We start from the raw sequence: 20644 nt of genomic DNA on the forward strand, positions 1-20644 counted from the left end.
GAGTGAACGGATCGGTCGTCTCTTCTGTCGGAGACTGTTCCCTTGCCGTTCCTTGAACGTACATGAAGTTTATCAAACCTTTCCAGTCGCTACCTCCTGCGCCTTGGCGACGCAGCACTGGGTAGTCGACATAAGGATTATTTAACGTTCATCAGAAGCATAATCACCATATTTTAACGCGATCCTGCGGCGAGAGATAGAGCTTGTCGCCAGGCTTCACGCCAAAAGCTGCGTACCATGCGTCGATATTGTGCATGGGCAGGTTCACGCGCGCTTCAGGCGCAGAATGCGGGTCGGTCACGGCACGATTGCGGATGGAATCCTCACGCAGCTTCTGACGCCAGACCTGTGCCCAGCCGAGGAAGACGCGCTGATCGCCTGTCAGGCCATGAACCACCGGGGCAGGCTTGCCACGCAGCGATGCATGATAGGCATCCAGCGCCAAGGTCAGACCACCGAGGTCAGCAATGTTTTCACCCATGGTCAGCTTGCCGTTAAGATGCACGCCGGGCAGTACCTCGAATGCATCATATTGCTTGCCGTAGCGGTCGGCCAGCGCCTGGAAACGCTTGACGTCATCCGGGGTCCACCACTGATGCAAACGGCCATGCTCGTCATACTGACGCCCTTCATCGTCGAAGGAATGGGTCATCTCGTGACCAATTACTCCACCGATGGCACCGTAATTGACAGCCGAATCTCCCTTGGGGTCGAAGAAAGGCGGCTGCAGAATAGCGGCCGGGAAGACGATCTCGACCTGATTGGGGTCATTATAGGCGTTGACCGTTTGCGGCGTCATGAACCACTCGTTGCGGTCGACCTTCTTGTCGAGATGGCCCAGATTATACTGCCACTCGAAAGCGATCGCGCGTGCGCCATTGCCGTAGAGATCGCCCGGCTTGACGGAGAGTCCCGCATAATCGCGCCATTTATTGGGATAACCGACCTGAATTTCGAAATTCTGCAGCTTGCGTCCTGCGGCTTCTCGTGTGGCAGGGGCCATCCAGGCATTATGCGCCAGACGATTGGCAAACGCCGCCTTGACGTCCTGCGTCAGCTCAGTGATGCGCGCCTTCGCAGCCGGGGGAAAATAACGCTCGACATAGATCTTGCCGATCGCCCAGCCCATGGCGTCTTCCGTATGACTGACAGCCTGCTTCCAGCGCACAGGAAGCTGCGGCGAACCTTCGAGCTCATGATCGTAAAAATCAAAGGAGCTCTGGACGAAAGCCTGACTGAGATAAGACGAAGCATCACTGGCAAGATGAAAGGCCAACCACGAGCGGATCGTAGCGTAATCTGCCGTTGACAGCACTTTGGCCATACCGGCGAGCGCCGTCGGCTCACCCACGACAATACGGCGGCTCTCCAGACCCGCTTCGGGAATTCCGCCGAAATCAGGAACCTGGCCCAATCGACACCTGGCGCCTTTTTGGCCAGTTCGGCCACGGTCATCGGATTATAGACCTTCACAGGGTCACGCATTTCGATGCGCGACCACTCGGCTTTGGCCAGCTCGGTTTCGAGCGCCACGATCTTCGCGGCCTCCTGATCGGCCCCGGGCCAGTCGATCATGCTCAATGTCTTGGAAATATAAGCCTGATAGGCCTTTTTCTTCGCTGCGAAATCCGGCTTGAGGTAGTAGTCACGATCCGGCAGGCCGAGCTTGCCTGGTGCAGCAGCAGCGCATACTCGCCCGGATTGTTGTCATCGGCGTTGATATTCAGGGAGAACGGCGCGTACTGAAAGCCGAAAGCCGCCTGACCAAAAAGATGCGCCAGAGAAGCCGCATCCTTTACGCCACGAACCGTGTCCAGATCGGTCTTGAGCGGGGTCGCACCCAGCTTGTCTGCCTGAGCCGTATCGAGGAACGTTGCGTAGAACGCGCCGAGCTTCTCTTCAGTCGTCCTGGGATCTGCCGAGGGATGCTTTCCCGCGTCGCTCAGGATCGCCTGCACGCGCTCACGCGCCGTCTCGGCGAGAATGATGAACGGGCCGAATGATGCCCGATCAGACGGAATCACGATATTTTTCAGATAGGTGCCATTGGCATACTGAAAGAAATTGTCGCCGGGCCTTACGGCCTTGTCCATTCCGGACATGTTGAAGCCCCAGCTCGGATCATAGGGCTTGACGCTCGCATCATCAGCCTTGGCTTTCGGGGTCTGGGCCGAAGCAGACTGTACGGTTAAAGCAAGAACGCTGACAGCGCCAAGCCATAGCGAGGAAACGCGTTTCATTTTCCGGTCACAAGGCAGCCTTTTCCATAAATAGTCTTCACGTCCCGCACTCTCATGAGGCGGGACACATTACGCAACGTTATGACAGTTTTCGTTCAGCGGCGAGTCCGGCCGTTTGCGTTGAGCGTAGAGCCCTTGCGCCCAGACGATCCCTGACTGGCCGAGACCAGAACATCGAAATCGAATACGACAACCTTTTCGAGCGCAGGGGCTGCAAACGTCTTGAACGCTTCATGGGCCGGATCGAACCAAGCCGGGTCCATGATCACGGGCTTGCCCACATAGAAATTGCGATCGCCTTCCGATGCGAAGGTCACCACAAAAGCCTGCTGCAAACCGGCATCGGCGCCCTCTCCGCTATTCTGCACCCCCATCTCGATCGACTTCACCGGATGCGTGCCATCGGGGCGGCGGGAATCCTGCACGAGCCTCAGAAAGCGCGACGTGACTTCGGCGCGCATTGCAGCAGTCGCGCTCGCCTTATAGCGGAACATCACGATGTGGCGCACCAGTCCGGGGCGCCAGCTTGGCGAGGTGAATTGCGGCAACCCTACCTGAGCCGCGAGCCCGCGGGCCGCTATCGTGCCGTCATCGGCCACAGGCGGCAGGACGACCGGCCCGGAAGAGGCAATCGGCAGAGAATACGGATCGGCCTGGGCGGGTGTCGCTGCAAGCGCCAGCACGCCACCGGAAATGATCGCCCCCATCAGGGTGAGGCGTGAAAGATGAGACAGCACGGCCATAACGCTCCACGGTGTTAGATCTGAGCCATCTTAGATCAGGATCGTACCGTGAGACGGCTTAATTCGCTGTAGGGCAGAAAACGCTTTCGTTATGAAGTGGCCAGAGCCCGCCTGAAGCGCTTCGCCTTGAACTGGATCAGCTGATACATCGCCTTGGCGACCCAAACCTGAACTCTGGAATGCGGTGTAAAGCCGATCGTCTTGAAGATCATGCTGGTTACACGATTGATATGCTTGAGCTGATAACAGCCCATCGCCCGCGCCATATAGGCGGCAATGCATTTCTTGTGATCATAAGGCGTACTGGTCGACATGTTCGTTGTGTAATAGGCCGTCGCCAGCTCGTCATCCTCACTCTCGGTCACGCGTCCAAGAGCGATCTTCGTACGCTGCCAGACACTCAGCTTCTCGCGCTTCAGATAGCGATGCATGTGATCGTAGAAAAGCTTGAAATGGCGGTATTCATCTGCGGCGATCTGTTTACAGATGGCCTTGAGAACCGGCTCGTCCGTCGCATCGGCGAGGGCCGTATAGAAAGAAGACGTACCCGTCTCGACCATACAGCGTGCGATCAGTTCGCCAGTGCGTGACCCGCGGATCGAGGCATCGACATCCTGTTCTATATGATAGGTCGCACGATAACGCTCGAACGCCTTCATGTAATCCCAGCCCGGATCGGCCAGCATCGCCCATTTGCCGAGCGCATCGCCATGCTGCACCTCCTCGACCGCCCAGTTATCCGCTGCCTGGCGAAAATCAGGGTCGCCTACGAAGACGTTGCCTAGATAGACCGCGTAATCGAGCCCGTTACGCTCGACAACCGCCGCTGCCTTGATGACCGGAATGATGTCCGGGTCCACACGGGATGCATCGAAAGCATCCCAATCCATCTGATCGATGCGCCAATGTTTCATGACGCAGTGATGACATGAATGCGCCATTTTGGGTAGACATCTCGCGCAGATGCGTGACAAGCGCCCCCTTGCTGTGGCATCGCTGCCGAAGCTTTTCAATTTCAAATATTTTGGAGCCATGCCCCGCATGTCCCTCGATACGCTGACCCGAGATCCGGTCCTTCCCCGCGAAATACGCACCCAGGCGAGCTGGAAACCCGAGATCAGGCATGACTGGACACGCGACGAAGTAGCGGCCCTGATCGACCTGCCCTTTCCCGAGCTGATCTTTCGCGCCCAGCTGGCCCATCGCGCCTATTTCGACCCGACACGCGTGCAGATCTCGACCCTGCTCTCGATCAAGACCGGTGGCTGCCCCGAAGACTGCGCCTATTGTCCGCAAAGTGCCCTGCACGAAAAAAGCGTGAAGGCCGAGCGTCTGATGGCGCTTGAGAAGGTTCTGACCGAAGCTCGCGCCGCCAAGGCCGCCGGCGCCGGTCGCTTCTGCATGGGAGCTGCCTGGCGCTCGCCCAAGGAGCGCGATCTCGACACGGTCTGCGCCATGATCGAAGGCGTGAAATCCGTCGGTCTAGAAACCTGCGTCACGCTCGGCATGCTTGATGGCGATCAGTCGCGCCGCCTGAAAGAGGCCGGTCTGGATTATTACAACCATAATCTCGATACCTCGCCCGAGTATTACGACAAGATCATCACCACACGCACTTATCAGGACCGTCTCGACACACTATCCAACGTGCGCGACGCTGGCATCAATGTCTGCTGCGGCGGCATCGTGGGCATGGGTGAGGACGAAAGCGACCGCGCCGGGCTGATCGCCACCCTCGCTTCCCTGCCCCAGCATCCCGAAAGCGTGCCGATCAATCTGCTCGTGCGCGTCGAAGGCACGCCCCTCGCCGAGGCAGAAGCCGTCGATCCCATTACTTTCGCCCGCATCGTGGCCGCTGCGCGCATCACCATGCCCGCCAGCCATGTGCGTCTCGCCGCAGGCCGCGAGCTGATGAGCGACGAGGCCCATGCGCTGGTCTTTCTCGCTGGAGCCAATTCGATTTTCTGCGGCGACAAGCTGCTGACCACACCCAACCCCGCCGAGCATCGCGACCGTAAGCTGCTCGCGGGCTTGGCATGAAGCCCATGACCGAGGGGCATTGACACCTCCCGGTCGGTATTGGGCAGAGGCCGGTTCCTGAACAGGGACCGGCCTTTTTTATCGGTATGTTTCTCGGGGCTCGATCCCGTACCCCGGGAGAGGGGATAAGCTCCGCCCCTCCCGACCTGATTTGACAGGGACAAGTCTTCGCCCTCCGGGGGTTTCATTACTGCAGGCTGACCGTTCGATTGCGCGCAGGACCTTCCGGGTCGGTTGAGACTATGTCGCTGAAATATTTTCGACCCTGCGACCCGCGGGCACGCTACCACGGCACTTGATGCATCCTGGCGGAAAGACCAGCGCTGACTATCCTGCTTGCGTCCTCTTTCCCGCAACGCGTGGATTGCCAGATGGAGAGCAACAAAAAAGCCAACCCGGAGGTTGGCTTTTTCTCGAAGGGGGCCATTGAGGCTCCCCCTCGCGTGGAGAAGGCACGTTACTGCGCCCCTCCCCTTCGGATAATCAGAAATCAGCCGTGACAGAAAACTTGAACGTACGCGGCAGGCCCTGAAGCAGATAGCCGCCGAAAGCGCTTTCCCAATAGCGGGTATTGGCAAGGTTATCGACGCCAAGGCGGGTCGTGATGGCCTTGTGCTCGACCACGAAGCTGTAACGCGCGCCCACATCGAAACGGGTCCAGTTCGGGACGCGCAGCTTGTTGAGGTTGTCGGCGTATTGATGACCGGTCTGGATCACACGCCCGGTGACGGTTGCGCCACGGATGAAGGCAGATCATATTCGAGATTGCCGTTGATCGTGTAGCCCGGCACGCCGATGGCGCGATTACCGTCATAAAGGCCGCCCGACGTGCGGCGTTGATCGGCATCGATGATCGATGCGCCCCCATTGAAACGCAGCCCTTTGATGATCTCACCATTAACGGTGAATTCGATGCCTCGATTACGCTGCAATCCGTCCACCGAGTAGATTGCCTGACCGGAATTGCCAAAAGGCACGCTATAGGCATTGGGCTTGTCGATCTGGAAAAGCGCCAAAGATGTCGCAAAACGGCCGATATCGTATTTCGCACCGACTTCATATTGAACGCTCTGATAGGGTGGGAAAATCTCGCCCAGATTGACGACATTGCCAGAAGCCTGAGGCCCTTGAGACAGACCCTCGATACGATTGAAGTAGATCGACGTCTGACGAGTAGGGTGCACAACAAGGCCAACGACCGGTGTGAAGGCATTCGTGCTGTAACCTGTCGGCGCGCCTTTGCCATATCCGTAGCTGATCATCTGGATATCCTGATATCGGAACCCTGCCGTCAGTGCGACGCGATCATGGAAAGCGGAAACGGTATCCGAGAAAAAGAGGCTCCATAGCCGCGTGTGGTTATTGAGCTGAGGATTGTCGATATTGCCGCCGACAAAGGTTTCGGCAGGAGCGACAGAAGTCAGATTGGGTTTGTAAAGATTCGACTTGATGGGGCTGAGCGTCATCGCATAGGCGGTTGCCACGTCGGACCACAGGGCTGACCCACCTGCATTGATCTCATGCTTGAGGCCACCGGTCTGCACGTGAGCGCGCACTCCGGCCTGAGTGGTCTTGTTGGTCTGCACATAGGGCACATACATCGCCCCATTCGTACCCGCACCGGTTCGGGCATTGGTTACAGTCAGAGACGAGTAATTGCCCTTTTCATTTCCGCCCAGACCGCCGAACTGGCCGTAGGCTGTCAGATATTTGCCAAAATCATGCTCAACCTTGAGCTTGCCATAAATGTAGTTGAGCTCGGTATAGGTCCAGGGCTGGCCATAGTTGAAGCCGGGTGCCGGCACTTTGGGGACACTGGTCAGACCGCTGAGCAACACACCCGGGCGGCCGCCATTAACACCCTGGTTTCATAGGCCATGTCCACGGTTACGCGTGTGCGTTCGGAACGGTCGTGCCAGTCAAACCCGCCGCCCACAGCAACCTGATGGCGCTTCTCGCGATCAATAGCGGAAACGCCACTGCGTCCCGCCACATTGATCCGCACCCCGAACTGTTTGTCCTGCCCGAAGCGTCTTCCCACGTCGATGGCACCACCGCCCATTGATGAGCTCGTGTAATCGCCCGTCACACGTGTGAGCGGCGTGTCGCCCGCATGCTTGAATTCGAGATTGATGTTACCGCCCTGCGCCGTACCGCTTGGTGCAGCACCGTTCAGAAAGGCGCTGGCGCCGTTGAGCACCTGAACCTGATCGTAAAGCTGCGGGGAGACGAGCTGACGAGGTGTGATGCCGTACAGCCCGTCAATCGACACGTCGTCACCGTAGACCGGAAAACCGCGAATGATGAACTGCTCGGAGAAATTACCGTAGCCATAGGTGGTGCGAACGGTCGGATCGTTCATCAACACGTCACCCAGCGTCTGGGATTGCTGGTTCAGAATCAGCGCCGAGGTATAGCTGCGCACATTGAAAGGAACGTCCAGCCCCTTCTTGTTGCCCAGCGCACCGAGATTGCCGCCAGACTTGACCTCCATGCGGTTCTGACGCTGCGCCTTCACCTCGATCTGCTCGTCTCTGGACAGGGCGGCCGCCCCGGGCGACGCAGCCGCCTGTTTTTGCGCGTCTTTACCCTGTTTTGATTGCGTCTGTGCTTGAACTGCCGTCTGATCCTGTGCGTGCGCCTCGCAAGTGAGCGCAGCGGACATCATCAGAAGGGCGGAAAACGCGATGCGCTGTGAGCGCTGACGCAAGGAAAGCAAGGTAATCTGGGTCGAGCTGTTCAAGAGGGGGATCTCATTGACAAGGGGTAAATGACGCGGTCAAATAGACGCGATTAAGAAACGCTCGCAACTAAACTTTGGCCCGCCTGACGCTCCTTAGTCAGGAAAATGAGGCCCTGTTGCACAGGAACCACATGCGAAAGAGTCTCAAGAAGAAACATGATAGAAAGCTGATCCGCGCCTGGAGCCTGCGGCTCCTCGTCGGTATGGCATTCATCTATGTCGCGGCTATCGGTGTGCTCTCTCTCTTTCGCCATATGGGCGGAGAGCCATTCCTGAATGTCGGGTTTCTCTGCGCCTTCGCCCTGATGCCGGCCCTTCTGCTCGTGATTTTTTCCATTCCGCCCCGCCGAAAGCGTAACATCTTGCTCAGCTTCGCCCTGCTCGCTCCTTGCCTCGGATGGTTCTGCTGATGCGTGACACGCTGCGCATCCGGATGGGATGGCTTCACGAATGGGTCGGGTTTATCGGTGGCCTTGTTCTGGTCGTCGTCTTCACCGGCGGCTCGCTAGCTCTTTTCGACACCGAACTGACGCATTGGATGCAGCCAGAACTCTCACGCTATCAGCCAGAGGCTCTGAGCGATGAGGCGCTCAACCGGATCGGCCAACTGGCGCAGGATCTACGCAGCCAGGGCGAAAACGCCTTCATCACCCTGCCAACGCCGCGCGACCCGATGCTGCGCATACAATATTTCAATGGTCATGCTTTTATCGGCACGGTTTATAATCCGGTCGACGGCTTTCCCATTCTCACGCGTGAGACTGGCGGAGGGCAGCTTTTTTACGACCTGCACCACTCTCTTTATTACGGCCCCTTTTGGGGGAACATGCTTACTGAAATTGCGGCAGTCGGTCTTCTCGTTGCCGTCGTGTCTGGCATTATCGTTCATTTCCGTAGCATCCTGAGCGATCTTCTGCTCTTTCGACCCTTCGCCTCCAAAACCCGCGCCTGGATGGATGCCCATATTCTGGCCGGCCTGTTTTTTCTGCCGTTCATGGCCATGATGGCCTATACCGGCGCCGTCATTCACGCGCCGCGCCTCTTTCCGATGTTCGGCATGGGGCATCATGGCCACGAGCGACCGGTTCGCCCTCATGGTACGCCGGGCGGTCATATGCAGGACGCCCCTGCCCTCGCCCCTCTTGCTCCTATGCTGCACAAGGCTGAGACAGTTCTGGGCGCCGACACCATCGGTCTCGTGATGTTCGAACGCGGCTCAGTATCTATGACGAAAGCCGATTCCGCGTCATTTGCCCTGTCGCGAGACCATGTGACGTTTTCTGAAAAAGACGGCTCTCAGATTGCCGTCGTCCGGATCCCGGATAATCTGCATCGCATCGGTGGCGTGCTGCGCGGCCTGCATTTTATTCGGTGGGCGCCCCTGCCGATGCGCTGGCTCTATTTTATTTCCGGCCTTGTCGGCAGTGTCATGATGTCAGGCGGCCTGATCCTGTTTCTGATGAAGCATCGGCCTCGAAAGGCGCGAAATTTCCTTTTTCGCTTGGCTGAAACGTTGACCATTGCCGTCACAACAGGCCTGCCTCTGGCCTGCCTCGCCTATCTCTGGGCCAATCGTCTCTTCTGGTCAGACCTGCCTCAGCGTAGCGCCCTGGAGATCAGGACTTTTTTTACCGTCTGGGCCCTTGCGCTACTCCATGCAGCCATTCGCAGCTTCAGCGTCCGGCCCAAGCGCGGGTGGAACGAGCAATGCACCATCTTCGCGGCTTTCGCTCTGACGCTTTTCCCACTCGATCTTATGACACGCAGCGTAAACGGTTTTCTCAACGGATTCGATGTCTACAAAACGGTCGATTTAACGGTCTTCTGCCTCGGCCTCACAGCCCTTTTCATTCACCGCAGGCTCGTCGCCCTATGATCATCATCCTCATTGCCACGGTCTTCTGGAGCATTGCTCTTTTCGCCCACGCAATGCTCCAGCCCAAATTCCTTCGCATACAGGGGCTTGCCGCACAGCCGCGCTTACCACTGCATCTCTGTCGTATCGTTCTGCCTGTCCTGGCCGCATTTTTATGCTGTCAGCTCGATCTGGTTTCCGGCTTACTCGTCTGGTTTGGGTCGGCGTCAATCGCTGGGCTGTTTGCCTCTGGTTTTCTGACAATCATGTCCATCAGGAACATGAAGCGTGAGCGATTGTCAGATCAGTCCGCCGAAATCGCCTGAACTTTCGCCTCGCAGCTCAGAATAAGCCTGCGGACGAACAGGACCTCAGGTTACATGGCTGACCACAACAAACTTCTGGATCAGGTTTTATTCTCTGCCTGAGCCCGGCTTTCAGCAGCGCGCTGTGTGTAGGCCGCTGCTCTATGCCACTGAGATGCCCCCTTTGCGGCATTGGCCGCGCAATCGAGGCCACGCGCCATCCCCCGGTAGTCGAGAATATCCCGACGCAGCGCGACGGCCCTGATGGCCTCTGTCTCGGCCTTGTCATAAGCCCCTAGACGCAAGGCCAGGCGGGACTCGATTTCCGCACGATCGGCCTGCTCGAGCAAGGGTGGTTTGGCAGAATTGGGTAAGGCATCGCGGGCTGCGACCAGTGTCTTTTCATCACCGAGCCCGTCAGCCGCAAGCCCCATAAGAAAGGCGCGCCGTTCCGTCAACGCCGGATCACTCGTCTGGACACGTCCACCCGCGTCGAGTGCCGCCCGGTACTGACCGAGGCGATAATAAGCCGCCATGGCAACGAGTTCCAGCTCCGGCCCGGCATTCGCGCCACGGAGCTTCAGGCATGACGCGTTCGCTCGACGGTGCCGAGTGCCGCCTGCGCATCGCCCATGCCAAGCTGCGCCACACCCAGGTCATAGCCGGCATCCCCGATAGCCCCGGCATCGTCACGCAGAAGGGCACGATCATAAGCCGTCTGAAACTGTGCCTGTGCCTGCTCCGCGCGCGCCATGTCGAAAGCCTCATGCCCGACATCCATCGCATTGGCGTAGTCCTGATCGGTGCGAACCCCACCATGATCGCCCCCAGCGCTGCAAGCCGTCAAAGCAACCAGCGCGGTCATCGCAATATGAGCCCGATATCTCATGGCTTGATATCCCCGGCACGCAATTTGCGCGGTGTCGGCTTGCCTGAACTTCCTCCGAGAATCCATAGACTGCGCAGTTGATCGGTCAGCTTCTTGAGGCTGTTCGCCGTCGCCTGAGCCTGTGTCAACAGGGCGGGGAGCTGCGCAGTCGCCTCGTCCATATGCGCCATCGTCTCCTTGAGCTGCGGCGTGGCTTTCTTCACGTCGTTACTGCTCGAACGCAGATTGCTCATGGTGCCTTCGGTCTGTTTCAGCACGCCAGAGACCTGTGCCTCAATCGGCTTGAGTCGTTCGATGGAGTCCTGAAGCGATTTCAGCACATCGTCAGCGTGGTTGAGCAGCTTGTCATCCATGATGATCCCGCCAACCGATCCCTTGCCTGCACGAATGGCATTCGTCACCGTTGCCAGATCGGCCATGATCCTGTCTGCATTGCGCAGGCTCGGCATCATGCCTGCGCGGATATCAGCGATCGTCTTGGTGATCATGTCGCTGGATTGGGCTCAACGGTAGCCTCGAGTTCAGCGAACTCCCAGTCCATCGAAGGCCCTTTGCTGCGCTCCAGTTCGATATAGCTGGCTCCAGCCACAACGAAGCGGCGGCGGATGATTGCGTGACTGTCCTTGCGGATATAGGGCTCGAACTGAGGGTCGATATCCGCAATCGCATACATGTTGCCATGCGGATTGATCTTTACCGAACGGATCGACCCGATACGGATACCCATGAGTTCGATGTCGTTACCGACAGCGAGTCCGGCAATGCCGCTTTCCGGCAGATTGAAATGCAGCTTGCCCGAGGGGGTCAGCCAGTCGCGCAGCACGCCGGCCTCAACAATTGCAAAAACGAACAGCCCGAATGTCGCCATCACGAGGATGCCGACCCATTCATCGGCATAGCGAATGCGCATCAATGGTCGCGAGCGGCCATCGGCCTCGGAATTGGAGCGTACGCGGAACATCACATCACCTGCTTCATTGGCAGCAAACCCTCATCGAGCAATCTGAAACGCTGCGTGCCCAAGGCTTTATAACCACGCCACAGCTCCGGCTCCCGCGAGAACCAGATAACTCCGCACCCACGTTCCCGCGCTGCGGTCAGTTCGGCGAGAAAGGCCGTCATCATATCGGCATTCTCCAGTTCCACGGGATCTTCCAATAGGAGTAGACGTGGCTCGCCTAGAAAAGCCCTGACACAGGCCGCCTTCGTTCGGTCAGCCATACTCAGCCTGCCCGGCGCCAGGCTGGGCAGGCCCGGCAGCCCGAAGCGCCGTGCCAGAGCCGTCGCCTCATCGATAAGATCCTGGGTCGGCGTGCGCGTGTGATGCAGCTGCTGGACGAGAATATTCAGATCCGTCCCGAAGAGATCAATCCATGCGCCTGCTGCATGACGCGTCCGATCCTGCCACGCAGCGCCCAGGAGCGCGTCTCGGCGAGAGTCGCCCAATCGAGGCCGAGACACAGCGCATGCCCCGACACGAGCGGTGTCAGTCCGCTGCATAGATCGGCAAAACGAGTCGCACGCAACGGGTCGCGACACGCGATGAGCATACAATCGCCCGGCATCAGACGCAGGGAATAGGGAATGGATGCCAGTCCACTCTCCTCGAAGACAGGCTGGGCCTCACGCAATTCCAGAACAGCAGACAGATCGTCACTCATGCAACGGTAACCCCGAGTACGACATTCACGATCATGATCACGAGAATACCACGAGCAAAGCCACGTGGCATAAGCGTCGCGAGTGTGTCGGCGCGCGTCGCGTCAAGACCGGTCAACTGCGTAGCGAGGCTGAGCAGAAACCCGCTGATGATCAGCTTGAGTGGAATGCCCAGATAGTCGATCGGCTTCATGGCCCCGACAATGTCGTAGAGGAAAGTCCATAGCGGCATGGTGATCACCGCATTCATGCGACAGACACCATAGCCGACCGAGAGCGCGATGACGCTGAACACTACGCCGAGCGTGAACGAGGCCAGCATCATCGCCAGTGTGCGCGGCATGACGAGCGTGAGGAAAGGGTCGATGCCTTGCGCCTGAAGCGCGCGCAATTCGCCGCCGATCGTGAGTTGTCCGAGCTGGGTCAGGCTCAGCATGGCACTGCGCCCAAGCAGAATGATCCCGACGAGAACCGGCGCAATTTCGCGTACCAGAACAGTCGCAAGAAGCGAGTCCGTAGTGTCGGCCATGCCCGCGATCCCGAGCCAGTAGATGGCCTGCGCCACAATACCGAACCCTGTAAGGGCCGCCGTAAAAAGCGTGCTGAACAGACCGCCCCCCGCTGCCTGACGCAATGTGCTCTTGAACTCGAAAATGACGGTACGACGCCATGAGGTAGGACGGCTTGCCTCACGCACCACCCCCCAACTCGCACCGACAAGCATGAGCGTGAAGCGGAGCTGGCGTCGTGTCAGCCCGCCCAGGCGCCGCAGAAAGCGACGATAGAAAGGAAGCTCTTCTGTCACCGCCTCGCCGCCAGAACGTAGGTATTGGTGATGCCCAGAGCAGGCAGGTAGAACATGCCACGCGGCCTGAAGAGATAGTAATCACGCAGCAAGGCGTGCGCAGCCTCGGAGACCTGGATCGTACCCGCATCGGGCGCGCTGATCGCGAGAAGCTCCGACGTCTGGGGAGCCTCGCCCCAGACATTGAACACACCCGGCTCGCTGCCAAGCATGGCGCCGAAAGCCCGACCGACATCGAGGCCAATACGGAAATTGGGCGTCAGATCGGCATCGGAGAGTGTGATCAGAGCCAGTTCGCGCAACGCAAGCAATGCATCGGCACGCGACGCGCCGCATCGGGGTCGGGTTCCTGTGAGCAGCCTCCGATCAGCACCAGCCGGCTTCCCAACACCTGAGCAGAAAACAGGTTCTGATGCTGGACGACCTCCTGGAATTTTTCCACCAGGTCCTGCACGATCGGAATAAGGGCGACATCCTCTTCCGACGTGGAATCCTGGAAAAGAACTGTTGCCACCGGGACCATCGCGTATTGCCCCGAGGCGAGAGCACCCGTGCCCCTCTGGTCGGGGCGGCGATGAACCCCTCGCTCAGGCGCGTTCTGACAGCCGCCGACTCTTCCCTCTGCCGAGGCTCAGGCTTCTCGATGCGACTCTCATCCTCGCGCATGGCGGCAAAGCGCACCGCGGCAATTTCGGCTACAATGGCAATGATATGCGAGACGGCGTGAGGACGGATTGCGTCTTCGAGCACCACCATGCCAATCACCAGCCCTCGCGCGAGAATGGGCTGGATATAGACGGCCTTTGACCCGATCTGGGTCATGACCATGCGCTGGAACGTACGCAGCCCTTCCTGCGTGGCGGCATGATCACTCTCGAGTACGTCCCCCGCCATCAGCAATGCGAAGAAATTCTTCAGATCGCTATGCGACAGCTCCATGCCAGCGCTGTGCGCGTCAGTCGACCGGTCATAGGAGTCTTCGCAGAGCAGGCGCTCATCCTCGCCGACCGAACGCCAAAGCCCGACACGACGCGCTTGGCAGCTCAGCCAGACGCTGGGTAAGCAAAGGGGCGTCCTGCGAAGGGTCGAGGAGATTGGGCGTACCTGCCATGGCGTTGAGCGCCTGACTTTCTGCCTTTACCTGCGCCCGTTCGAAGCCGATCTGTCGCCGCAGACGTTCTGTACGGCGGTTCTGCCGCACGAGAAAACCCGCGAGAAGCGCCGCCAGAACGACGATCACCATCGAGAAAAGCAGTCCCTGCCTTCCCGCTGCTGCGGCGAAAGCGGCGAAGTCGTTTTCAGGCGCATTCAGCAACAGCACCCAGCCCGGGCGGATCTTGTGCAGCGAGGCCATGATGGTGACGTATTGCGTGTCATGTGCCTTGATGAGATGCACACCGGCGCCATAGATGTGAAACAAAGCCAACGCACGGGTGAAAACTGGCTGCGTCACAGGGTCAAGCAGCATCTTGTCGAACTGCCAGTTTGCCTTGCGCGCCACGTCCAGCAGGTGATTGCCAGCAATCACGCGCCCTTGCTTGTCGACGACGATGGCCTTGCCGCTTTTGCCTATCTTGATCGCCGCCAGAAAATCGGTGAGCCGGTTGAGCGAGATATTGATCGCGAAGACCGCCTGATGCCCGTCAGTCGTGTGCAGCACACTCGCCGCTGTCACGATCAGCTGCTCGGTGGCAACAGTCGGGTAAGGGTCGGACCAGTTGAGGTCGGGGTGCTCGAAGGCGCCCTTGTACCACGGACGCTGACGCGGATCGTAGTTCTTTCCCGGCGTATCCACAACGCGGACGAGCTTGCCGTCCTTGTCATAATACCAATGCCTGAAGACATTCTTGTCACGCTGCAGATGTACCCATTCCATCCCGTCGGAAATGTCTTTGGGCGCACGGTCAATAAACCAGAATGTGCCGCGATCATCGGCAAGATAGAAACTCTCGACCTGAATGACGTTCCGCAGCATCGAGGCGCCGTAGTCTAAAAACACTTTTGGCGGCGCATCCGTGACCGGATCGGTGATGACATCTCTTGCCACGATGGCCGTCGCAGGAGCCGGAGCAAGATAGTCCGATACTTGCTGGGTGATGTTTTTCTGCTCTTCGCGCAGCAGATCCTGGGAGAGCGCGATCACCCCGCCACGTGTCTTCTGATAGGAATGAAGCGTCACGGCAACGATCACGATAATGACGAGCACAACCCCAAGAATGGGGGCGACGAGTTCGATCAAACGACGCCTTCTCGTTTCGGCTTCCGGGTCAGCCGGATCTAAAATCTCGGAAACAGGCAAAAATCACGCCTCCCAGGATCTCCCCTCCTGAGGGGAATGACTTGCGTTGACAACAGAACGTGCGAATAACCGATGCGTCGCGTTCACATCTTCTCTCTTGTTTCCGGGCGCCGCAACCCGCATCTCCTACCAATACTGTCCGAACTGGAGAACGATAATGGCAAGAGCATGGCTCACGGATCGCTCGGTCCTCTCGGTCAGCGGGCAGGACAGGGTAAGCTTTCTGCAAGGGCTCGTGTCAAATGACGTGACATTGGCTGATTCCAGAAACCTGATCTGGTCAGGCTTTCTGACACCGCAGGGGCGCTACCTCTCCGATTTTTTCATCTGGGGTAACGGTGAGATGCTTCTTCTCGATGTACCCGCAGATCATGCGGCATTCCTGAGCACCCGGCTCTCCCGCTTCCGTCTGCGTGCCGATGTGCAGATCGAGGAAACTGCTCTTGGCGTCGAGGCACTCTGGGACAGTGAGACTGCCGAGGATGCGCGAGCCGACCCGAGGCTGAACGCTGTCGGCTCACGCCGTATCGCCCCTGCCGGGAACGCAAATGATGCTGATGCCCTCAACGCCTATCATGCCCATCGCCTGAACCTTGGCGTGACCGATTCCAGCGATTGCGAAAGCGAAAAGACCCTGCTGCTCGAAGCCAATTTCGACTGGCTGAACGGCATTTCTTTTCAGAAAGGCTGTTATATGGGTCAGGAACTGACGGCGCGCACGCATTACCGAGGTCTGGTCAAGAAACGTCTTGTCCCCGTGCAAAGCGATCAGGCCCTGCCCCAGCCCGGCACGATCCTGAAGGATGGCGAGCGCGAAATCGGCCAGATGCGCAGCAGCATCGGGACGCATGGCCTTGCCCTCCTTCGACGTGAAGTCTGGGCGCAAGACATCACGCATGAGGGCTGATCCTCACGCCGCGATTGCCTGACTGGTTCGGAGAAGAAACACCATGAGCTACGCCCCCCCCGACCGACAGATGCTGGATAGCCTTCTCGATACGGTCAAATTCGATAAAGACGGACTGATTGCAGCCATGGCCCAGTCCGCCGAGGCGCCGCATGAAATCCTGATGCTCGCCTGGATGAACCGCGAGGCGCTGGCCGAAACCCTCGAAACAGGGCGGGTCTGCTATTTCTCACGCAGCCGCAACACGCTCTGGCGCAAGGGGGAAAGCTCGGGCCAGACGCAGAACCTCGTTTCTGCCCGTCTCGATTGTGACCGCGACGCAGTGCTGCTTCTTGTCCAGCAGAAAGGCGTGGCCTGCCATACGGGGCGCCGGAGCTGCTTCTATCACGAAGTCACACCCGAAGGTCTGCGCGACACCACCGCCCCGGAGATTTCAGCTGAAGCGCTTTACGGCAAAGGCCACTGAACGCGCGTCATCCTCGCTCTGTTGCCTCGTCTGTCTTTGCGCTGCGTGACGTCTCGTTCAGAATCCGGAGCACAGCCTCGGCTGCAGCATCGGACGGCGTGCCGTTATGCTTGTCAGAATCTTCAGGTTTGAGCTGGGCCATCACCGCATCGAAGGCCTTTTTTTGCGCCTCGCCCAAAACAGGATCGGTCAGCAGTGCATAAGCCGAATCGGCGAGCTGCTCCGGTGTGCAGCGTTCCTGAAGCAGCTCAGGCACCACCTCGCGCCCTGCAAGTAGATTGACCATCGCGACGTATTTTACCTTGATCATACGGCGCGCCATGAACGCCGTCACCGGATTGACACGATAGGCTACCGCCATGGGCACATGAGCCAGAGCCAATTCGAGTGTCGACGTGCCTGATTTCGTCAGTGCGGCCCCTGCGGCGGCAAAGGCGTCATGCTTGTCATGCAGCTCGGTTACGATGATCGGCTTGACCGGCCATCTCGCAACAGCGGTTTTCACCGTCTGGGCCACGAGAGGGGAAAGCGGCAGCACCGGGCAAATATCGGGCAGACGCTTCTTCAGCAATGACAGCATCTTGCCATAGACCGGCAAAAGGCGCGGCACCTCCGAACGACGGCTCCCCGGCATCAGAATTAGTACGGACGCCTGCTCGCTCAGCCCATGGCGTAGCCTGAAACGCTTCGCATCGCCCTGATCGGCACCGGATTGCAGCACAGGGTGACCCACGAAATCGACCGCGACCCCGCGTTCGGCAAACCATTTGACCTCAAAGGGAAGAAGGCAGAGCAGCCTGTCCCAGAGTTCGGGAAAGCTGTGAACCCGCTTCTCGTGCCAGGCCCAGACCTGAGGGCCGACATAATGGATTTTAGGAACGTTCTGATCGCGCAGGCGCTTGAGAAAGCGCAGGGCAAAACCAGGAGAGTCGATCGTGACGATCATGTCCGGCTGACGCAGAACCACGTCATTGACCGCCTCGTTGAGACGCTGGGAAAGCTGACGAATGCGCGGCAGCACCTCGACCAGCCCCATGACCGCCAGTTCACGCATCGGGAATAGGCTGTTGAGCCCCAAGGCCTCCATACGAGGCCCTCCGATCCCGACAAAGATCAGATGCGGGTCGCGCGCATGAAGGGCCAGCATGAGATGCGCCCCCAGCACATCGCCGCTGGCCTCACCTGCCAGAAGCCAGATGACACGAGGGGCGATGGCTGATTGGGGCATGAGCGTTCAGCGCCTCAGGACTGCGCCAGTTGCCTTGGCAACGGCAGCAATGATTTTCTCGGACACAGCCTCGATTTCCTCATCGGTCAGACTGGCCTTGATCGGCTGGAGCGTTACCTCGATGCCAAGCGAGCGGTGACCCGCTTCCAGCGGCGTCCCTTCATAAACATCGAAGAGGCTGACATCGGTAATGAGCGTCCGCTCTGCGCCGCGCACGGCCTTCAGCACGGCCTGTGCCTCGACACCGGGAGCCACGATAAAGGCGAAATCGCGACCGATCGGCTGGAAGGCTGACAAAACCGGCGCCTGACGACGTTTCACCTTGGGTAGCGGCACCGCATCGAGCCAGATCTCGAACACCACGAGCGTGGAGTCGATTCCCATTGCCCTCGTGACACGCGGATGAAGCTCGCCGAAGCAGCCCAGCACCGTTTTCGGACCCTGACGCACGACACCCGAACGACCGGGATGATAATAACCCGGCGCATCCGATGTGATGCTCAGCGCCTCGGAAGGGAGCTTCAACGTGTCCAGCGCGGCCATCAGATCAGCTTGCGTCCCAGAGCGTTCTGGCCTGAGCCCGCGCACCCGGACGGCGGGGCGTTTCACCGCCGCGCAGTCCAGCCAACACCAGTTTCTGACCATCGGCATGAAAGGACGGCCCGATCTCGAAAAGCGCCGCGTCGGCAAAACCACGCGCCGCGTTGCGCTGCCAGGCGCGCACCAGATTGACCAGTGGCGTGGGGCGCATCTGGTTGAGATCGGAGGCGATCGGGTTCAGCAGACGCAGCCTTCCGGGGCGCCACCGAACAAAAGCGCATCTTCATGCGAGACGAAAGAGAACCCAACGGTTTCGACAAGGCCACGCATGGCGCAAAGGCGGCGCAGTTCTCCAAGACGTTTCTGCCCCGGCGTCAGGGCGGGACCCGCTATGGCCGTCTTCTGAGGGAGAGCCTGCGGCGGGATCGAATCCAGACCATGGATACGCAGCACTTCCTCGATCAGGTCGTTTTCCGCCTCGATCGCGTGGACTGAGGCCGCCGCGTTCCGAGCCTGATCGGGGTCGAGATGCGGCGCCTGATCAAGGGTCACGCCCATCGCTACATCGTTGCGCCAAGAGGGTACGGCAAAACAGGCGCGCGCGTCGTCACGCTCCTTCACCGCAAAGCCAAGATGCTCCAGAATACGAACGGCTTCGTCGGACTCGATCTGCGCCCCACCGAGGCTTTCAAGACGCTCGAAGCGCAGCCAGGCCTCACGCTGCCACTCAGGCAGGCTCCCTGCACTCGTCACATCACTGGCTTCGCCGCCGCATAGCGAAAGAATGAGACGCGTGGCGGCCTCAAGCCCCGAGAGAACCAGCGCCGGATCGATCCCTCGCTCGAAACGCTGGCGCGCATCGGTATGGACCGCCAGACGACGCCCGGTCAGAGCGATGCGCACCGGATCGAACAGGGCGGCTTCGATAAAGACGTCGACCGTCTCATCGGAGACGCCGGTCGCCTCGCCGCCGATCAGCCCGGCGAGAGACTGGACGCTACCTGGTCGACGATAACGAGATCATCGATGCCCAGAATAAGATCGCGCCCGTCAAGAGCGCGGAAGTCTCACGCGCTGCGCGCGTCAGGGAAAGGCTCGTGCCGCTGATCTTGGCTGCATCGAACACATGGAGCGGGCGCCCCAGATCGAAGGTAAGGAAATTGGTGATATCGACCAGCGTGCTGATGGGCTTCAGCCCGATCGATTCCAGCCTCTGGCGCAGCCAATCAGGGCTCGGGCCGTTCTTGACACCACGCACCAGACGCCCGGCAACGAAGGGGCAAGCCGCCTCATACTGAACATTCCATGAAATCGGTGAAGGAAAACGACCTTCAACAGTGTCTACGAGCCAGGGTTTGAGATGACCCAGGCCGAAAGCCGCCAGATCGCGGGCAATACCGCGTACGCTCAAGGCATCGCCACGATTCGGCGTGATCGAGATATCGATCACAGGATCATCGAGCTTTGCGTAGTCGGCATAGGCCTGGCCGAGCACAACTGTTTCAGGCAGCTCGGCGATGCCGTCGGACTCGGCGCCCAGACCCAGTTCACGCAGCGAGCACAGCATGCCGCCACTCTCCTGACCGCGAATCTTGCCTGCCTTGATGGTGATATCACTGCCGGGAATATAGGTGCCGGGAGGGGCGAAGATCACATGCAGTCCGGTGCGCGCGTTCGGCGCTCCGCAAACCACCTGCACCTTTTCATAATCGCCACCTGCCGCCACGACGCAGACCTGCAGGCGATCGGCATCGGGATGGCGATGGGCTTCAAGAATTTTCGCCACGCGGAAACCGCGCAGGCTGTCAGCCGGATTCTCGACGCTTTCGACCTCAAGGCCGATCGTATTGAGCGCACTGACGATCTCATCGAGCGAGGCCGTGAAATCGAGATGCTCGCGCAGCCAGGAAAGGGTGAACTTCATG

19 protein-coding genes and 3 pseudogenes are annotated in these 20644 nt (G+C 59.1%); 6 read left to right on the forward strand and 16 right to left on the reverse strand.

Annotation, left to right across the window (positions count from 1 at the left end):
* Positions 1-163: 163 nt before the first annotated feature.
* The 3 genes and pseudogenes from JCM25414_RS22360 to JCM25414_RS06685 all read right to left on the reverse strand — a co-directional run bounded on the left by JCM25414_RS22360 (position 164) and on the right by JCM25414_RS06685 (position 3897).
* Positions 164-2240: pseudogene (locus JCM25414_RS22360) on the reverse strand (M13 family metallopeptidase).
* A gap of 95 nt (positions 2241-2335) precedes the next feature.
* A complete protein-coding gene (locus tag JCM25414_RS06680; protein WP_025841122.1) occupies positions 2336-2983 on the reverse strand; it encodes a Dabb family protein in 648 nt (215 codons plus the stop codon).
* A gap of 89 nt (positions 2984-3072) precedes the next feature.
* Entirely contained in the window at positions 3073-3897 is an 825-nt protein-coding gene (locus tag JCM25414_RS06685; protein ID WP_025841123.1) for an acyl-ACP desaturase, read from the reverse strand.
* A 28-nt stretch (positions 3898-3925) separates the two neighbouring features.
* Between JCM25414_RS06685 and bioB the strand changes: the two genes are divergently transcribed.
* Positions 3926-5023, forward strand: a complete 1098-nt coding sequence (gene bioB / locus JCM25414_RS17940; RefSeq protein WP_408734876.1) for a biotin synthase BioB — start codon at positions 3926-3928, stop codon at positions 5021-5023.
* Between the two features lie 483 nt (positions 5024-5506).
* On the opposite strand, the pseudogene JCM25414_RS17945 reads toward bioB, so the two are convergent.
* Positions 5507-7691 (reverse strand): annotated as a pseudogene (locus JCM25414_RS17945) (TonB-dependent receptor).
* Positions 7692-7897: 206 nt separating this feature from the next.
* On the opposite strand from JCM25414_RS17945, the gene JCM25414_RS06700 reads away from it, so the two are divergent.
* The 3 genes from JCM25414_RS06700 to JCM25414_RS06710 are packed head-to-tail and all read left to right on the forward strand — an operon-like array spanning position 7898 to position 9947.
* Positions 7898-8176, forward strand: a complete 279-nt coding sequence (locus JCM25414_RS06700; protein ID WP_025841124.1) for a hypothetical protein — start codon at positions 7898-7900, stop codon at positions 8174-8176.
* The gene (locus JCM25414_RS06705; protein ID WP_025841125.1) at positions 8176-9642 is read left to right on the forward strand and encodes a PepSY-associated TM helix domain-containing protein; all 1467 of its coding nucleotides are present in this window, start codon (positions 8176-8178) and stop codon (positions 9640-9642) included. The genes JCM25414_RS06700 and JCM25414_RS06705 overlap by 1 nt, the downstream gene beginning before the upstream one ends.
* The gene (locus tag JCM25414_RS06710; RefSeq protein ID WP_025841126.1) at positions 9639-9947 is read left to right on the forward strand and encodes a hypothetical protein; all 309 of its coding nucleotides are present in this window, start codon (positions 9639-9641) and stop codon (positions 9945-9947) included. Before JCM25414_RS06705 ends, JCM25414_RS06710 begins: the two co-directional genes overlap by 4 nt.
* Before the next feature lie 80 nt (positions 9948-10027).
* On the opposite strand, the gene JCM25414_RS21545 is transcribed toward JCM25414_RS06710, so the two are convergent.
* The 10 genes from JCM25414_RS21545 to JCM25414_RS21565 all read right to left on the reverse strand — a co-directional run bounded on the left by JCM25414_RS21545 (position 10028) and on the right by JCM25414_RS21565 (position 15518).
* The gene (locus JCM25414_RS21545) at positions 10028-10462 is read right to left on the reverse strand and encodes a hypothetical protein (protein ID WP_051535735.1); all 435 of its coding nucleotides are present in this window, start codon (positions 10460-10462) and stop codon (positions 10028-10030) included.
* A 44-nt stretch (positions 10463-10506) separates the two neighbouring features.
* On the reverse strand, positions 10507-10815 hold the full coding sequence (locus tag JCM25414_RS21550; protein WP_148300980.1) for a hypothetical protein: 309 nt from the start codon (positions 10813-10815) through the stop codon (positions 10507-10509).
* A complete protein-coding gene (locus JCM25414_RS26990; RefSeq protein WP_408734877.1) occupies positions 10812-11303 on the reverse strand; it encodes a hypothetical protein in 492 nt (163 codons plus the stop codon). The genes JCM25414_RS21550 and JCM25414_RS26990 overlap by 4 nt, the downstream gene beginning before the upstream one ends.
* On the reverse strand, positions 11300-11776 hold the full coding sequence (locus JCM25414_RS26995) for an MlaD family protein (RefSeq protein WP_408734878.1): 477 nt from the start codon (positions 11774-11776) through the stop codon (positions 11300-11302). Before JCM25414_RS26995 ends, JCM25414_RS26990 begins: the two co-directional genes overlap by 4 nt.
* Complete coding sequence (locus JCM25414_RS24715) at positions 11776-11961, reverse strand: hypothetical protein (RefSeq protein WP_242403410.1); 186 nt, start codon at positions 11959-11961, stop codon at positions 11776-11778. The genes JCM25414_RS26995 and JCM25414_RS24715 overlap by 1 nt, the downstream gene beginning before the upstream one ends.
* Positions 11962-12161: 200 nt before the next feature.
* Positions 12162-12476, reverse strand: a complete 315-nt coding sequence (locus JCM25414_RS24720) for a hypothetical protein (protein WP_242403411.1) — start codon at positions 12474-12476, stop codon at positions 12162-12164.
* Positions 12473-13279 carry an MlaE family ABC transporter permease gene (locus JCM25414_RS06730; protein ID WP_025841127.1) on the reverse strand — a complete coding sequence of 269 codons (807 nt, stop codon included), beginning with the start codon at positions 13277-13279 and terminating at the stop codon, positions 12473-12475. Before JCM25414_RS06730 ends, JCM25414_RS24720 begins: the two co-directional genes overlap by 4 nt.
* The gene (locus tag JCM25414_RS21555; RefSeq protein ID WP_051535737.1) at positions 13276-13581 is read right to left on the reverse strand and encodes an adenylate/guanylate cyclase domain-containing protein; all 306 of its coding nucleotides are present in this window, start codon (positions 13579-13581) and stop codon (positions 13276-13278) included. Before JCM25414_RS21555 ends, JCM25414_RS06730 begins: the two co-directional genes overlap by 4 nt.
* Positions 13582-13645: 64 nt before the next feature.
* Positions 13646-14218, reverse strand: coding sequence for a hypothetical protein (locus JCM25414_RS21560; RefSeq protein WP_051535738.1), 573 nt, complete (start codon positions 14216-14218; stop codon positions 13646-13648).
* Positions 14219-14273: 55 nt separating this feature from the next.
* On the reverse strand, positions 14274-15518 hold the full coding sequence (locus JCM25414_RS21565) for a cache domain-containing protein (RefSeq protein ID WP_051535739.1): 1245 nt from the start codon (positions 15516-15518) through the stop codon (positions 14274-14276).
* 217 nt (positions 15519-15735) lie between these two features.
* Here JCM25414_RS21565 and ygfZ point away from each other — a divergent pair, with 217 nt between their 5' ends.
* Both ygfZ and hisI read left to right on the forward strand, forming a co-directional pair.
* Positions 15736-16485 (forward strand): CAF17-like 4Fe-4S cluster assembly/insertion protein YgfZ, encoded by a 750-nt coding sequence (ygfZ, locus tag JCM25414_RS17970; protein WP_242403412.1) that lies wholly within the window; start codon positions 15736-15738, stop codon positions 16483-16485.
* Positions 16486-16528: 43 nt separating this feature from the next.
* Positions 16529-16951, forward strand: a complete 423-nt coding sequence (gene hisI / locus JCM25414_RS06745; RefSeq protein WP_025841128.1) for a phosphoribosyl-AMP cyclohydrolase — start codon at positions 16529-16531, stop codon at positions 16949-16951.
* Positions 16952-16958: 7 nt separating this feature from the next.
* Here the strand turns inward: hisI and lpxB are convergent, their stop codons facing one another.
* Entirely contained in the window at positions 16959-18179 is a 1221-nt protein-coding gene (gene lpxB, locus JCM25414_RS06750; protein WP_025841129.1) for a lipid-A-disaccharide synthase, read from the reverse strand.
* Positions 18180-18185: 6 nt separating this feature from the next.
* Positions 18186-20643: pseudogene (pheT, locus tag JCM25414_RS25885) on the reverse strand (phenylalanine--tRNA ligase subunit beta).
* Between the last annotated feature and the right edge of the window lies 1 nt (position 20644).

The organism is Asaia platycodi JCM 25414 (genome assembly GCF_000614545.1).
GTDB classification, from domain to species: Bacteria; Pseudomonadota; Alphaproteobacteria; order Acetobacterales; family Acetobacteraceae; genus Asaia; species Asaia platycodi.